This window comes from Acinetobacter sp. A3 (assembly GCF_012371415.1).
Classification (GTDB): Bacteria; Pseudomonadota; Gammaproteobacteria; order Pseudomonadales; family Moraxellaceae; genus Acinetobacter.
Window position 1 is genome coordinate 16,457 of record NZ_JAAZQW010000002.1, and the last position, 16,302, is coordinate 32,758.

Annotated in this window: 15 protein-coding genes; 8 read left to right on the forward strand and 7 right to left on the reverse strand. The window is 39.9% G+C overall.

The window, feature by feature from the left end; all coding sequences use genetic code 11:
* Positions 1-8: 8 nt before the first annotated feature.
* From HHA42_RS01275 to htpG, 4 genes are all read left to right on the forward strand, one after another.
* On the forward strand, positions 9-1,385 hold the full coding sequence (locus HHA42_RS01275; protein WP_168417615.1) for a Na+/H+ antiporter NhaC family protein: 1,377 nt from the start codon (positions 9-11) through the stop codon (positions 1,383-1,385).
* Between the two features lie 571 nt (positions 1,386-1,956).
* Positions 1,957-2,559: an OmpW family outer membrane protein gene (locus HHA42_RS01280; protein ID WP_168525151.1), complete on the forward strand. Its 603-nt coding sequence runs from the start codon at positions 1,957-1,959 to the stop codon at positions 2,557-2,559.
* Positions 2,560-2,765: 206 nt separating this feature from the next.
* Positions 2,766-3,071, forward strand: coding sequence for a lysozyme inhibitor LprI family protein (locus tag HHA42_RS01285; RefSeq protein WP_252726288.1), 306 nt, complete (start codon positions 2,766-2,768; stop codon positions 3,069-3,071).
* A gap of 94 nt (positions 3,072-3,165) precedes the next feature.
* On the forward strand, positions 3,166-5,082 hold the full coding sequence (gene htpG, locus HHA42_RS01290; protein WP_168525155.1) for a molecular chaperone HtpG: 1,917 nt from the start codon (positions 3,166-3,168) through the stop codon (positions 5,080-5,082).
* A gap of 129 nt (positions 5,083-5,211) precedes the next feature.
* Here htpG and HHA42_RS01295 read toward each other — a convergent pair whose 3' ends face one another.
* From HHA42_RS01295 to HHA42_RS01310, 4 genes are all read right to left on the reverse strand, one after another.
* Positions 5,212-6,294 (reverse strand): hypothetical protein, encoded by a 1,083-nt coding sequence (locus tag HHA42_RS01295; RefSeq protein ID WP_354667081.1) that lies wholly within the window; start codon positions 6,292-6,294, stop codon positions 5,212-5,214.
* 168 nt (positions 6,295-6,462) lie between these two features.
* A complete protein-coding gene (locus HHA42_RS01300; RefSeq protein WP_168525159.1) occupies positions 6,463-7,977 on the reverse strand; it encodes a hypothetical protein in 1,515 nt (504 codons plus the stop codon).
* Between the two features lie 10 nt (positions 7,978-7,987).
* Complete coding sequence (locus HHA42_RS01305) at positions 7,988-8,167, reverse strand: hypothetical protein (protein WP_168417609.1); 180 nt, start codon at positions 8,165-8,167, stop codon at positions 7,988-7,990.
* A gap of 345 nt (positions 8,168-8,512) precedes the next feature.
* Positions 8,513-8,677: a hypothetical protein gene (locus HHA42_RS01310; protein WP_168525161.1), complete on the reverse strand. Its 165-nt coding sequence runs from the start codon at positions 8,675-8,677 to the stop codon at positions 8,513-8,515.
* Between the two features lie 373 nt (positions 8,678-9,050).
* On the opposite strand from HHA42_RS01310, the gene HHA42_RS01315 reads away from it, so the two are divergent.
* On the forward strand, positions 9,051-9,251 hold the full coding sequence (locus HHA42_RS01315) for a dodecin family protein (RefSeq protein WP_168417607.1): 201 nt from the start codon (positions 9,051-9,053) through the stop codon (positions 9,249-9,251).
* 102 nt (positions 9,252-9,353) lie between these two features.
* Here HHA42_RS01315 and HHA42_RS01320 read toward each other — a convergent pair whose 3' ends face one another.
* A complete protein-coding gene (locus tag HHA42_RS01320) occupies positions 9,354-10,055 on the reverse strand; it encodes a DsbA family oxidoreductase (protein WP_168525163.1) in 702 nt (233 codons plus the stop codon).
* 207 nt (positions 10,056-10,262) lie between these two features.
* Between HHA42_RS01320 and HHA42_RS01325 the strand changes: the two genes are divergently transcribed.
* Together HHA42_RS01325 and HHA42_RS01330 are read left to right on the forward strand one after the other, a co-directional pair.
* Positions 10,263-11,012 (forward strand): hypothetical protein, encoded by a 750-nt coding sequence (locus HHA42_RS01325; RefSeq protein WP_168525165.1) that lies wholly within the window; start codon positions 10,263-10,265, stop codon positions 11,010-11,012.
* Between the two features lie 113 nt (positions 11,013-11,125).
* Positions 11,126-11,398, forward strand: coding sequence for a hypothetical protein (locus tag HHA42_RS01330; RefSeq protein WP_168417604.1), 273 nt, complete (start codon positions 11,126-11,128; stop codon positions 11,396-11,398).
* 128 nt (positions 11,399-11,526) lie between these two features.
* Here the strand turns inward: HHA42_RS01330 and fadA are convergent, their stop codons facing one another.
* On the reverse strand, positions 11,527-12,699 hold the full coding sequence (gene fadA, locus HHA42_RS01335; protein ID WP_168417603.1) for an acetyl-CoA C-acyltransferase FadA: 1,173 nt from the start codon (positions 12,697-12,699) through the stop codon (positions 11,527-11,529).
* Positions 12,700-12,711: 12 nt separating this feature from the next.
* The gene (gene fadB, locus HHA42_RS01340; protein ID WP_168525167.1) at positions 12,712-14,865 is read right to left on the reverse strand and encodes a fatty acid oxidation complex subunit alpha FadB; all 2,154 of its coding nucleotides are present in this window, start codon (positions 14,863-14,865) and stop codon (positions 12,712-12,714) included.
* Between the two features lie 481 nt (positions 14,866-15,346).
* Here fadB and lpxO point away from each other — a divergent pair, with 481 nt between their 5' ends.
* Entirely contained in the window at positions 15,347-16,261 is a 915-nt protein-coding gene (gene lpxO / locus HHA42_RS01345) for a lipid A hydroxylase LpxO (protein WP_168417601.1), read from the forward strand.
* Positions 16,262-16,302: the final 41 nt, after the last annotated feature.

Below are 16,302 nucleotides of genomic sequence, written 5' to 3' on the forward strand. Positions count from 1 at the left end.
CATCTCTTATGTTCGCAATTCTTGCTGCCATCACAATCATGTTTGGATTGTCGCTGGCTCGTGTGCCTGTGGTTTTTGCCTTGGTGATTGGTGCCGTTTCTGGTGGTTTACTGGCTGGTTTGGGCTTACAAGGAACTTTAGATGCCTTTAACAATGGCTTGGGTGGTGGTGCGAAAATCGCGCTGGCTTATGGTATTTTGGGTGCATTTGCATTGGCTTTAGCACGTTCAGGTTTACCCGATTTATTGGCCTATAAACTTATTCGTACTTTAACTGGCAGTCAAAATAGCAAAGTTCAGAATCGGGTCAAATATCTGATTTACTTTACTGTGGCTTTGGCAGCAGTGTTCTCGCAAAACCTGATTCCTGTGCATATTGCATTTATTCCTGTGTTGATTCCACCGCTGTTGAGTGTATTCAATCACTTGAATTTAGATCGTCGTGCTGTGGCATGTTTGCTCACATTTGGTTTGGTGGCAACCTATATGTTCGTACCAGTAGGTTTTGGTGCCATCTTCCTGAACGATATTTTGGCGCATAACATCAATACTTTTGGTGCACCTTATGGCTTTGCCATTCAGAATCAAGATATTCCTGCCGCAATGTTTATTCCTGTATTTGGGATGTTCATTGGGCTATTGATCGCGTTGTTTGTGAGCTATCGCAAGCCAAGACACTATCAAGATGTGCTGGTAGAACGTACCCAAAGTATTTCCAGTGAATTAAATTCAAATACAAATGAGCAAGGTACTGAAAAACCTCAGATTGCTAAATTTACCTTGTGGATGGCTGTATTTGCGATTATTGCAACGCTAGTCGTACAACTCTATTCGGATTCCATGATTTTGGCGGGCTTAGTGGGTGTTGCCATTTTAAGCTGTGCAGGAATTTTTAAATGGAAAGAAGCCGATGATGTCATTATTACGGGTATGCGTATGATGGCATTGATTGGTTTTATTATGATTGCGGCACAAGGCTTTGCCGCGGTGATTGAAGCCACCAATCAGGTACCCGCTTTGGTAGAAGCCTCTGTAGAATGGATTGGTAATAGCAAGGCTTTAGCAGCCTTTTTAATGTTGCTGATTGGTTTGCTTATTACGCTGGGCATCGGTTCGTCATTTTCGACGGTACCAATTTTAGCGATTATTTATGTACCATTGTGTCTACAGTTTGGCTTTAGCCCAGCAGCAACCATTGCCATTATTGGTACAGCAGCGGCGTTAGGTGATGCAGGTTCACCAGCCTCAGACTCAACTTTAGGCCCAACTTCAGGATTAAATATGGATGGGCAGCACGACCACATGAAGGACAGTGTGGTACCGACTTTTATTCACTTTAATATCCCATTGATCATTTTTGGTTGGATTGCAGCGATGGTGCTGTAAATCATCACCAAAATGCGTAAGCGCACGTGTTCAGAATAGGCTGGGCACGTTGCAGCACGGTGTTAAAACAACAAAAAAATAAACTTCAATTTCATCCTCACATCTGCCGATTGCATCTCAATACACGATTTTAAATCTCTAAACAAAATAGTCTGTTTTCATTGTCATCAGCTTCATATAATAGAATGAAGATGATTTTAATTCTCTTTATTTAATTTTAACAATTTTTATTGATTTTCTATGATTTAAAAATAGAAAATTCTGAGTGAATTAATCAATTTAAAATAAATTTGTTTAATTTTTAAATAAATATAAGATGTATTTTAAATAGATATTTTAATTTAATTTTAAATAAAATTGAGTAATATAGTCGGGAAATAATAATATAAACTTTATTAATTAACTAGGGTTTTAAAACCAAGTAATTTGGTCTATTTAAAATAAATTTATATAATAATGAACAGCTTATAAAATAATTAAAATATTATGTTTAATATATGTTGCATATTAACAGTGATCATGTTTAATATTAATTAAGCGTTAAGATTTTTATTCTAAAGGTGGTTTTAAAATGTTAAAGCAAGTTGCTCTAATTGCATTAATGGGGATATCTGCTTCTGCTATGGCAGGTCAATGGCAAGTTAAAGTTGGTGGTTCGGTTTTAGCACCAACTCAAGATACAACAGTGGCTCCTGGCGTTGTTGCTGAAGCAGATCATGAATATGCATTTACACCATCTGTAGAATATTTCTTTAATGACAATATCTCTGCAGAGCTTCTATTGGCTACACCAATCAGCCATGATGTGTTGGTAAATGGTGATAAAGCTGCAAAAATTAAGCATTTACCGCCAACTTTAACGGCTAAATATCACTTTAAAAACTCAACCCGTTTTACACCATACATTGGTGTGGGTGGTACAGCATTTGTTGCTTGGGATGAAGAAGGTTTGGCTAAAGATGTAAAAGAAGACTTTGGTTTTGCAGGTCAAATTGGTTTTAACTTCCAACCAGCTGATGCGAAAAACTGGGGTGTCTTCTTTGATGCACGTTATGCACAATTGAGCCCTGAAGTTACGTTAGCTGATGATACAGCTGAAGCATTGGGTGTTCAGAAGTTTGATTTAGACATCGACCCAATGGTATATACCATCGGTTATAGCTACAAATTCTAATAATTGCTAGCCCTTTATAATAATAAAAATCAGCGCAACCCCATCTTTATGATGGGGTTTTTTATTGCAAAAAATAACAAATGTGCAAAATGAAAAGATTGAGCGTATAGGCAATGTTCATTTAAATTTTGAAGAATAAAGTAGAGTATGAAGAATAAGGAAATATGATGTTTATAAAATATAGTTGGATTTTTTGTGCCTGTTTCATGCACAGTTCGTTTAGTCATGCAGCTAGTTTTTCTTGTGAGAAAGCCAAAACACAAACGGAACATGCCATTTGTGAACATCGTGCGGTCAATGATGCCGATGTGAAAATGGCCACCACCTATCGTATAGTCAGTCATTTAGTTGCGATGGGTACACGCTCACAAATTCGTGATGAGCAATTTCGCTGGTTAGAATTACGTGATCGTTGCGGCAGTTCACTGTCATGTTTAACTCAGGTGTATGATCTACGTCAGCAAAAATTGAATGAGCACCTGAATCGTCTCTATCAACGCGCACCTTTTTAAATTTTTCTAGATTTAGGCTTGAAAAATCAGGACATCACTCCAATTCATTAACACATCCAACAATAACCATGTTTATGAATTTAAGGAGTGATGAATGAGCGAGCATAGCCAAAAACATAGTTTCCAAGCCGAAGTGGCACAATTATTACATTTGGTGACCCATTCTCTTTATTCCAACCCTGAAATCTTCTTGCGTGAACTTATTTCTAACGCATCAGATGCCTGTGACAAATTACGTTTTGAGGGAATCAATCATCCTGAATATTATGAAAATGATCCTGATTTACGTGTACGTATTCGTCTAGATCAAGAAAACAAAACCTTAACCATTTCAGATAACGGCATTGGGTTAAGCCAACAGGAAGCGATTGATCATTTAGGCACGATTGCAAAATCGGGTACTAAAGACTTTATGTCTAAATTAACGGGCGATCAAAAAGCCGATGCACAATTGATTGGTCAATTTGGTGTGGGTTTCTATTCAGGTTTTATCGTGGCCGATAAAATTACCGTAGAATCGCGCCGTGCAGGCCTTGCTGCAGATGAGGCAGTGCGTTGGAGCAGTGCCGGTACAGGTGAATTTGATGTTGAGCAAATTCATAAGGCAGAGCGTGGTACGGACATCATTTTGCATTTGCGTGATGATGCATTGGATTATTTAGAAAGCTATAAAGTAAAGCAGATTGTGAATAAATATTCTGATCATATTAGCTTGCCAATTCAAATGCAGAAAGAAATCTGGCAGCAAGAAGAAGCTGCTGAGGGCGAAGCTCCCAAAGCTGGACAATATGTTAAAACGGATGAATGGGAAGCGATTAACTCGGCCAGTGCCTTGTGGACGCGTAGTAAAAGCGAGATCAGCGAAGAACAGTATATTGAGTTTTATAAAAACTTAAGCCACGATTTTGATGCACCTTTGGCATGGGCCCACAACCGTGTGGAAGGCAGTACGGAATATACCCAGTTGTTGTATGTGCCAAGTAAAGCACCACACAATATTTTCACCCGTGAAGCTAAAGCGGGTATTAAATTATATGTAAAACGCGTCTTTATTATGGATGAGGCAGATAACCTGATTCCAAATTATCTACGCTTTGTGCAAGGTGTGGTTGATAGTGCAGATTTGCCGTTAAACGTCAGTCGTGAACTACTTCAAGAAAGCCGTGATGTGAAAACTATCCGTGAAGGCAATACCCGCCGTGTTCTGAACATGTTGGATAACCTGGCTAAGTCTGAAGATGAAAAAGACCAAGAAAAATTCAAGCAATTCTATCAAGAGTTTGGTTCAGTCTTAAAAGAAGGCTTGGGTGAAGACTTTGGTAATCGTGAGCGTATTCTAAAATTATTGCGTTATGCGACCTCGAATAATGATGAAATGAGTACATCATTGGCGGATTATAAAGCGCGAATGAAAGAAGGCCAAAAAGCGATTTATTATGTAACGGCTGATAGCCTGAATGCTGCTAAACACTCACCGCAACTTGAGTTATTTAAGAAAAAAGGCATTGAAGTGTTGTTAATGGCAGAACGTGTAGATGAATGGGCGATGAATTTTGTCCAAGAGTTTGACGGTACGCCATTGCAAAACGTATCTAAAGGAGCGGTCGATTTAGGCGATCTGCAAGATGCTGAAGAGAAAAAGGCTTTAGATGCGGCAGCGAAACAATTTAAACCAGTGATTGAACAATTGTCTGCGTCTTTAAGTGCTAAAACCAAAGAAGTACGTGTGACTACCCGTTTGGTGGATTCACCTGCATGTTTGGTGACAGGTGAAGGTGAGCTGTCGCCACAATTGATTCGTATGTTGAAAGATGCAGGTCAGCCTGTACCTGAGAGCAAACCAATTTTGGAAATCAATCCTGAACATCCATTGGTGCAAAAGTTACAGGCTTCAAATCAGTTTGATGATTTGGCGCATGTGATTTTTGATCAGGCTGTGATTGCTGAAGGTGGTTTACCTGAAGACCCGGCTGAATATGTGAAACGCATTAACAGTTTATTATTAAAATAAGTTGTTAAAACTCTGTTTTAAACTTGATTCACTGTGTGGCATGCGGTGAATCAGTGGAAAAAACCAAGCCCTGACGACATCAGGGCTTGGTTTTTATGGGAGGCTGTAGGATTTTAAGAAGTAGATCGTTTAGAACATAGCTTCTAAACGAACTAAAGCCCCTAAATAATGATTACGATCTTCGCGATCATCATTCAAATAATTGACATCACCCTGAATAAAGAACCATTCACGTAAAAAAGGTTGGCGCCAAGAAATAAACGGCCCCCAACTGTTTAAACGTAAGTCATCATCATGGTAATAACCACCCGTATAAACACCGTAGTTAAAGCGGTTACCTGCAAAGAATTGGTGTTGTCTAAAGGTGTAGTTATCCCAACGTAAATCATCCTCTTGTGCATCTGCATAAGTCAGGCTGAATTGATTGGATAAAAAGGCATGATCAGGACGCGCATGGATAAGTTCTAAGTTGGTTCTGAGATAGTTTTCGCTGTCGATACCATAACGATAAATTTGTTCGGCATGGAACGAGAAATCATTTTCCAGCGTCCAATCTTTAGAGGCTTTTAAACGCACATAAATATCATCGCCTGAACGCACCCCCAAATCGGCATCAGTCTCGAAAGGCAGGCGTTCGGCAAAATTAGACCAACGCAGGGCTAAAGAGCTGTTGTCTTCACGGCTACGTTTACCATCGACTGTTTTGTCTCCAGCATTGGCAGGGTTTTCATTGGTAATGGCTACGTTATTTTGCAATTCGTTATCGAGAGAGTCATCACCAAAAACCACACTGAGTTTCTTTTCAAGCGTAGGTAAATCGATTTTACCCCGAATACGTGGTTTGACCTCGTAATCATTATATTTATCCCAACGGCTATCCACTAAAACACGTAACGTAGCAGATGCGGGATCTTCGGGGCTCGGCTCGCCAAACCAGTTGTCAAGTTTATGCGCTGTTTTATCTGCCCAAAGACGAATCTTTTTTTGACGTTGGTCAAACCATGTTAAATGCTCAGTATCAGCTGTGCTGGGTACAATCGGGTCATTGGACTGTTCCGGTAAAATGGTAGGTGTTGCATCCACCCAACGTGGAATAGTGTAATAAAAATTGTTTTTTTCTACCGAACCTGGCGGAACCACAGGCAGCTCATAAGGCGGTGTTGCCGTAGCTGTATCTACAGTGATTTGGTTAGATTCTTGGGCAAATGTAATGCCAGTAACCCCACTCAAGAGACAGCTTAATATAAAGGGTGAAGTATGCTTTATTCTTGACATTATTTACTGATCTTTAAGCTATTTTCGTTAGTGTTGAAAATCTGTCAGATAAAAGCAAGCCCTAGCTACAAAATCATAATACAAAGGTTTATTTGAGTATCTGTTTTAGTTTTCCTGATGCATTTGAATCGCTTGGCAGAGTTGTAACGCATCAATGGGTTGTTGTAATTGTGAAATGATTTTTTGAATCATTTGCCAGCTAATACCGTGTTGACGGTCAAGTAGGATATGCGGAACGGCCTGCTCTGTGCGTGAGAGTTGCAAGCGCTTTTGCCCATGAATCAGGCGAATTTTTTGGCGCTCTTTCAATAAAATTAAAGGCGTCTGACTTTGTGCTTCACTTTCTTCAAACTGAATGAATTTTGTGGCATGAACATGTTGTACCGGAATAAAAGGAAAATAATTTTCTTGTTGCCAAACCACTTGTGCAGTGTGGCTATAACATTCAAATAAACGATCAAAGTCAAATAAATGAGACTGTAGTTTTTCCCAAGATATTTCACTGACTGCAGCAAGTTCATGTTCAAACTGTTGACAGAAACTGCGCATCAGCCGAATGGCCTGCATTTGATCTAAAGCACCGAGCAAGACTACATATTTGACGAATTTCCCATGAAGATCGGTTTGTTCAGCCACATAAACGGCACGAGCCAAAACCTGTTGTTGATCTTCTTCTGGCGTAGACAGATGCACCACCACATCGGCATATTGAGTGAGTTCAGGAACTTCGGGAACAAACACCCGATATAGCTCAGCGGATTCGTTTTGCACTAAGTTTAATGCGGAAATTGGGCAATCATATTGATTTAATTGCAAACTTTTTACTTTATTTGAGCTTGGCTTTACGATTGCTGTAGCTTGAGCAGTACTCAGTAAGGCTGATGTGGTATCAGTGTTATCGTTTGCTTCGCTTACTATTGGTGTCGCAATAACTTGATTTTCAATAGGCTCAAGTGCCATTTCTGGTTGGCTAGCTTCTGTACGCTCTATTTGTAGAGAGTCAGCCTTGGAGACAAGTGTAGGTTCTGTGATCAGATCAAAACTAATCATGTTCTCCGTTGTGCTATTTGTATCTGCTTCTGCCACAGCCACGGTTGGTAGAACTTGTGGTATCTGTTGCTCTGCTGCTTGTAATTGAGCAAGCTGAGTCACTTGGTTGAGTTCAGCATCTATTTTTAGGCAGTTGTACTGTTGCTGTTGTTCTAACAGCCAGCGATACGTCTGTTCTAAATCTTGAAATTCACTGAGTAATGCGCTGCGATTTTCTGCAGGAATTAACCAAATTTGCCAACCTGTACGGGCGTGATACAGCATCGCCCAGCCAGACTCAGGCTGTTGATACAGTGCAGTTTCCAATTCTTCAACTTGAGTAAAAACCCCACGGAAAGACTGTGCATATAAGCTTTGTTGTGCAAATTCCTGTGCCGTCTGAATAGGATCAAGCTGTGTTTTAAATGCGAGCAATTGTTTTTGAAAAATAGGTTCATCACAGCGCATAAAAATTTCTTTGATGCGTGTTTTAGCTTTGGCAGTTTCGTACAGACTTAATTTTTTAAGTGATAACGCACTGGTTAAATCATGTAATTCTTTAATAAGCAGTGATTTTTCTAATGTATTCATAGATGCACACTTAAATATGTTGTTGCGCTTTTTCTAAATAGCTGGCCAAGACGATATTCAAGGCCAGCTCGATCAGTTTATATTCAGCCGATTGTGGTTGAGGGTAGCGCTTGGCTAACTCAACCAAATGATTCACATCAATGTCTTGTGGTGAAATTTTCTTTTGTATAAGTGCTTGAAGTTGTTGCATAGGCATTGGCTAAAGCAATGAAAACAAATCAGTTTAATTATAGGCATTTAATAAAAAAATACATGCAAAAAATTGTCAGCTTTTGTGCTTTTTTTGACATTATTGACAAAAAGTGCGGTGTTTCTATAACAAATATTGAAAATTTTCTGAGACTGAATGCAAAGCATGGCTTTAAAAAGCCAATTTGAACTTAAATAGGATGAGATTTAACTTATATTCAGTTTGAAAGCAGCTCTCTTTTATTTCACTCAGCATATAAAAAAAGCAGCTGATGACAGCTGCTTTTTGGGAGAGAAAAGAATGGGAGATAAAATGGTTTGTTACGCCATGCAGTAACTAGAAAACTTAGGCTGCTTTCTTGTCTGCTGTTTCTGAGGTTGCTGCTTCAGAAGCAACGGTTTCAGTCGCAGCTTTTTTTGTAGGAAAATCGGGTACATGTACAATTTGAGCTGAAACATTTGCAGCCATAGCCAAAATTGAAACCACTAAAACAGATTTAAGCATATTCATGAGAATGTCCATTCAACATTTCTATGTCTATACATAGAAAGGGGAGGTGAGGGAGATAAAGTGAAATAAAAAATTCACATGAATCATAACAAAGTTTGAAATTTACAAAATGATCGTTTCGGCAATTTTTATAAAAATAACAATATAAAACAATGTATTAGAGTTTTAACTCTAGTTTTTAGTGCTGCTTTAAGTGATTGAGATATTAACAAAATTCAATTTTAAGCAAATGTAATAACAGAAAATTTATGTCAATTTTTGGCACTGTGAAAACATGTAATGTTTTGGCTGTGATTGGTTAAACAATAGCAAAAATGCTGCATTTTTATTCTATGATGAATCTCCAATAACGATAAAGGACAGTGAGACCATCATGGCAATTGCAAAAGTAGTAGAAGTTAATTCAAGTAGTGCAAAAAGTTTTGAAGATGCCATTCAGACAGGCATCGCCAAAGTGACGGAAACGGTTAAGAATGTCCAAGGTGCTTGGATTAATGAACAAAAAGTGGTGATTAAAGACAATAAAATTACTGAATATCGTGTAAATTTAAAAATTAGCTTTTTGGTTGAATAATATTTAAATCGCTTAAAAGCACAAAAAAATCCCGTTTCGGGATTTTTTTGTAGGTCTAAGTTTTTAGAAATAGCGCTATTTAGCATAGCCTATATTTCATACTTAAGCTTTAGGCTCAGGCAAATCACACTGTTCGCTATCACAGCTTGCAGCATCTTCAATGTCTAGATTTTGTGCTGTTTCTAAGGCTTTTTGCATGACTTGCAAAAACACTTCACGGGGTTGTGCACCTGCCAAAGCAATACGTTGATCAAATACAAAAAATGGTACACCTGTGACTTTCAATTGATCACGGGCAACTTCTTGGTCAAATTTAACAAAATCTGCATACTCATCTGAATTGAGCACATCATCCACTTCTACGGGATTTAGACCAATTCGTGCTGCCACATCTTCCAGTGTTTCACGCTCACCAATAGCAAGACCTTGCGTCATATAACTATAGAAAAACGCTTCTTTGGCTTCATTGCCCAAGCCCTTACTTTGCGCCAAATGCACCAAGCGATGTGCGTTAAAGGTATTGCCTGAATTGGCATTTTCCCATTGAAAGTCAATGCCTTCAGCTTTGGCCATTTCAGCAATATTGCGTTGCATGTCTTCAACTTCGGCTACACTACGACCATATTTTTGTGCCAAGCGTTCAGAATTGGAAACTTCCTGACGAGGTGGGGCATCTGGATCAAGTTCAAAACTGTGCCAGTGCACTTCTAATTCCACACCTGCCTCTTGAGCTGCAGCTTCTAAACGTTTTTTCCCGATGTAGCAAAAAGGGCAAACAATATCTGACCAAATATCAACGCGCATGAAAAATCTCAAATTCTATTTTTTACTAAGATGGGGATGCCGTACAAAATTTAAAGCAGTAAGTTCAAGGAAAATTGTTTTTGAGTGTCTGGTCAAATAGAAATTGGTATATTCCAATAGCTTAGTTATAAAATAAGTATGAAATCTATACAAATGTGATGGGCTTCACGGTAAGATAAAGCAAATATTAAAAATAAGAGGGCACTCATGCGACGGATAGTGCTAATCATTGGATGTGTAACGGTTATTATTTTTGGGTGGATGTTTTATCAATACAGCAGTCAGCAAAAACAAGTGACGCAATTACACGCCTATCAAAACGTGATTTATGAAAAAGCGGAACAGATTTTTGTACAGGCACAGGATTGGTCTAAACCGATTCAGATTAATGTACAAGACTCACGCTTAGAGGGTGATTATCAGGTCATGGCCAGTTTTGTGCTGAGCCATATGGTACAAAGTGCTGAAGCTAGAAATAGCTATTTGCGTGAACTCAAAGCTTTAAATTGGGATCAGTTTTTAGATCCACAGCGTTTGGCTGAAGATAAAAAACAGGACTATGCTGACACCGAAGCCATGCTGGCACAAGTACGTGCTATGGTGGAATTGTATCAGGAGCATTTAGAACAACATGAAGCAATGGCATTGGAGCAAATTGAGGCCTTGCCCATTGACAACAGTTTACGCCGTCATTTGGCAGAATCTTTAATTGAAAGCCGCCATAATGATCAGGGACATGCTTTGTATGAGTTGGAAAAACAGAACTTGGGCAAAGCTTATGTGTTATTTGCCATTTTAAAAAATAATAAATGGGAGCTGAAAAATAAGACTTTCATGTTTTATGAAGATGCACCATTAAAAGAATTTAATACGGTTTATCAAGAAATTGTGCAATTAAATCACCAAATGCAGCAAATCAGTCAGCATCATCAACGTGCTTTGCAAGCCAAGTTATAGTGCAGTTGTTTTAAACACTTACATCAAATTGTCAAAAGAATGTCATCTGCTGTTCAACTGTCTTGCCTAGACTGAGCCTGTTGATTTAACAGCTTGGTATAGGCAGGTTTGAGATGAACAACATTCAAGTCTTTGATGACATTCAACAACTGTATTTACAATTTCTAGAAAATAGAAACTACCCTAAACTGGAAAACTTAAATAATTGGGGAAAAAACCGTTTCTTTTTCAATCAGCACTTTCATTTGATTGAAGACTGGCATCAAACTGAACAAATCGTGATTGAATTTAATCAGCAATATTACTGTCTAGATACAGGTAGTGCGCCAGACTTTATGGATAAAGACCGTTATATGACTTGGTTGATGGGGGAGTTGCTGATTTAGTTGCGTGATCAAGCATTTATATTCAAATATAACTATGCAAAAGAATAAAATCTTAAAATTATAAATTCTGAAAACAATAAAATAAAAATCCCCGCATATTGCGAGGATTTTTTATTGCTTAAAACAAATTACACACGTTCAATAATGGTCGCGATACCTTGACCAAGACCGATACACATGGTCGCAAGACCGATTTGCGTATCTTGTTGTTCCATTACGTTTAACAACGTAGTGGTAATACGCGCACCTGAACAGCCCAATGGGTGACCGAGTGCAATTGCACCACCGTTCAAGTTAACAAGGTCTTGCTTGTCATAAATGCCTAAGCCTTTCAGTACAGACAAACCTTGTGCAGCAAATGCTTCGTTTAATTCAAAAGTTTGAATGTCGGCAATTGATAAGCCTGCACGCTTCAGTGCTTTTTGCGTTGCAGGTACAGGGCCGTAACCCATGATAGCTGCATCACAGCCTGCAACTGCCATAGAGCGAATCACAGCACGTGGTTTTAAACCTAAAGCTTGTGCACGTTCAGCAGACATAAGTAGCATTGCAGATGCACCATCAGACAATGCTGAAGATGTTGCTGCAGTTACTGTACCGCCTTTCGGATCAAATACAGGGCGTAACGCTTGGAATGCTTCAAGGTTGGCATCAGGACGAATTACCTCGTCAATGTCGCAAAGCTGTTTAAAGCCGTTTGCGTCATGACCTTCAATGCCAATGATTTCGTTTTTAAAACGACCTTCCTGCGTTGCAGCCCAAGCACGGCGGTGAGATTCCACACCAAACGCATCTTGCTCTTCACGCGAAATACCATTCATACGGCCCAACATTTCAGCAGTTAAGCCCATCATGTTAGATGCTTTGGCATAGTGCTTAGATGCAGCAGGGTTGATGTCGATACCGTGCATCATGCCTACGTGGCCCATGTGCTCTACACCACCAATGATGAAAATATCACCTTGATTAGTTGCAATTTGTGCCGCAGCCGTGTGGATGGCTTGCATTGAAGAGCCGCACAGACGGTTTACAGTTTGACCTGCAACAGTTTTTGGAAGATCAGCCAATAACGCAATATTACGGCCAATGTTCATGCCTTGTTCTAGGGTTTGGTTGACACAGCCCCAGATCACATCTTCAACTTCGTTAACATCAAACTGGTTACGAGCAACTAAAGCACGAACCAATTCAGCCGATAGGCTGTCAGCACGTACATTGCGGAACATACCGTTTTTGGTTTTACCCATTGCTGAACGTACGCCATCAACGATGACAACGTCACGTGGATTTAAAGTAGCCATTCACGTTGCTCCTTAACCGTAGAATTTTTTGTTGTTAGCAGCCATGTCACGCAACATTTGTGGCGCTTCATAAGCTTTTCCTAAGTGTGCATATTTGTCGCAAAGCGCAACGTATTCAGCAACACCTGTTTGGTCGATGTAACGGCATGGACCACCGCGGAATGGAGGGAAACCTACACCCATAATCATCGCCATATCTGCTTCAGATGGTGTCGCTACAATGTTGTCTTCTAAGCAACGAACAGTTTCGTTACAGAAAGCCAGCATCATACGGTCAATGATTTCTTGTGCATCAAATTCACGTTTTTCAGCAGTTGCAACAGATGCCACAAGCTCGTATGCAGTTGGATCAACCACTTTGGCTTTTTTGCCTTTGCGATCCAATTCATATTTGTAGAAACCAACGTCATTCTTTTGACCAAGACGTTTGTTTTCGTACATGACTTGGATAGAGCCTTTGTAGTCAGGCTTCATGCGGTCAGGGAAACCTTCTGCCATAACTTCTGCACCGTGAACGCCCGTGTCAATACCGACCACGTCCATTAAGTATGCAGGGCCCATTGGCCAGCCGAATTTTTCCATGACTTTGTCGACTTGTTGGAAGTCTGCGCCATCTTTAAGTAATAAGTCGAATGCACCGAAGTAAGGGAACAATACGCGGTTTACCAAGAAGCCTGGGCAGTCGTTTACAACAATTGGTGTTTTACCCATTTTTTGAGCAAGAACAACAGTGGTAGCAATCGCTTCAGCAGAAGTTTTTTCACCACGGATTACTTCAACCAATGGCATCATGTGCACTGGGTTAAAGAAGTGCATACCGACGAAGTTTTCAGGACGCTCTAGGTTTTCAGCCAAACGCGTGATTGAAATGGTCGATGTATTCGATGCAATAATCGTGTTTTCACGTACTTTAGATTCAGTTTCTTTCAGTACAATGCCTTTGATTTTTGGATTTTCCGTCACAGCTTCAATCACGATATCCACTTCTTTAAACTCGTCGTAGCTTAAAGTTGGGCGGATGCGTGCCAAAGTTTCACCCATTTTTGCAGGGGTTAACTTTTTACGTTCAACTTGTTTGGTCAATAAGCCATTGGCTTCTTTCATACCCAAAGCAAGTTGAGGATTACCAATGTCTTTCATGATGATTGGTGTGCCTTTGCTTGCCGCTTGGTAAGCAATACCACCACCCATGATACCCGCGCCTAGCACAGCCGCTTGGTTGACAGGGTGTGCACCTTTTTCATATTTCTTAGAAGTTTTCTTCACCACTTGGTCGTTGATGAATAAACCAATCAACGCACCTGCTTGTGGTGTTACAGCCGCTTTAGCAAAGCCTTCAGCTTCAGCTTTAAGTGCTTCGTTACGTGGTAAACTTGCACCGGCTTGTAAAGAATCAAGCATCAATTTTGGCGCAGGGTATTGTGCAGGGTTTGCTTTTGCCAGTACCGCACCTTTTGCTGTGTTGAACGCCATCATTTGTTCAAGTGGGTTCAATTTAACAGGGTCTAATTTTTCCTGACGCTTTGCTTTCCAGTCCAAACGACCTGCAATGGCTTGTTTAACCAAATCAAGCGCAGCATCTTGCAATTTGTCTGCAGCAACTACGGCATCTACAGCACCATCTTTGAGTGCAGCATCTGGGCGTTTAGGGTTCGCCATTGCCATCCATTCAACGGCATTGTCGATACCAATAACGCGGCTTAAACGTACCGTACCACCAAAGCCTGGGAAAATACCCAGTTTAATTTCTGGTAAGCCCACTTGTGCTTGGTCAGACATTACACGGTAGTCACATACCAAACACATTTCAAAGCCACCGCCCAATGCCATACCATTGATCGCAGCAACTTTAGGAATGTCTAAATCTTCAAAAGCATTGAAGATGTCGTGAACAGGCAATGCCCAATCCACAATGGCTTGTTCGCCTTGAGCGAAGTTTGCACCAAATTCGGTGATGTCTGCACCCACGATAAAGGTTGATTTCGCAGAAGTGACGATTAAACCTTTCACTTCATTGTTTGCTTTAACAGCCTCAATCGCAGCTTTAAAGTCTTCAATCGTTGCACGGTTAAATTTGTTGACCGACTCACCTTGTAAGTCAAAGCGGAATTCTGCAATTCCGTCCGAAAGCATTTGGACGGTAATGGCATTGCCAGCGTGGATCATGCCTGATCTCCTTTATTTTGGAGGACTTCTAAGTTGATGTTATGAAGCGTGTGCGATAGTCCTGCACACATATATGCCTCGCTAATCTTACGATAACTATATCGAAAAAAAATATAGCAAGTTGTATCAAGCCGTGACGCAAGGGTCATGATTTTTATCGCAGCATTGAATTGCTTTTTGACCTAATTTTAAAACTGTTTTTTTAAAGTTCTATGAAAGTGTTTGTTTTCTATTTTATTTTTAATTTTGAACAGTTGCAGGTGAATCCTTGAAAAGCTTAAAAATAATACAGTATTGCGATGCTATTTTCGGCAGAAAAGTCAATTCACGGTAATTCCAGCAAAACTTTGAGCAGTATCTGTAGAAAAAATTAGCAGCTGCAATGCTGTGTTCTATTTTTGGACATGACCGCTTGCGGCAAATTGGCTAAAATATTCGGCATTTTAAATTTTGAGTTGTGTTCAACAACTTTGGTTGTTCTATGTTGAAGTGGATTATTTTGGCGATTTTTATCGCTTCAGCGTTGTATATTCAACAGCGTGGTAAGGTGCGTCATAGTTTTTATCGTCAGTTCTTTGACCATTCTACGATTTTGGCACCGATTAACTATTTAATGTATCTGTTTTCAAAAGTGCCGAATCGACCGTATATCGACACGCAGTACTTTCAAGATTTAAAAGTACTGGATGAAAATTGGGAAATGATTCGTGATGAAGCCAAGGCTCTGTATGAGCAGGGTGGCATTAAAGCCTCAAGTACCTACGATGACTTGGGTTTTAACTCATTCTTTAAAACAGGCTGGAAGCGTTTTTATTTAAAATGGTATGACTCGGCACACCCATCTGCAGCAGAATTATGCCCAAAAACCACAGCTTTATTAAAAACCTTGCCAAGTATTAAAGCAGCCATGTTTACCGAGCTTGCACCCGACAGCCGCTTGGTGCGTCATCGTGACCCGTACGCAGGTTCGTTACGTTATCATTTGGGACTGATGACACCAAATGATGAGCGCTGCTTTATTGATGTAGATGGTGAGCGATATTCATGGCGTGATGGTGAAAGTGTGGTGTTTGATGAAACCTATATTCACTATGCCGAAAATGGCACTGATCAAAACCGTATTATTTTCTTTGCCGATGTTGAGCGTCCGTTAAAATCACGCTTGATGCAAAAGTTTAATCACTGGTTTGGTAAGAATGTCATGACTGCAGCCAGTTCTCCGAATGAAGCAGGTGACCAAACGGGCGGCTTAAATAAAGTCTTTGGTTATGTTTACCAAGTACGATTAAAAGCCAAAGCCTTAAAGGCCAGAAATAGCCGTCTGTATTACTTCCTAAAATGGTTTTTGATGTTAGGTATTTTCTTCCTGATTTTTATTCGTCCTTATCTGTTTTAAATCATCACAACGCCTTTCGGGGCGTTTTTTTATGGCATTTT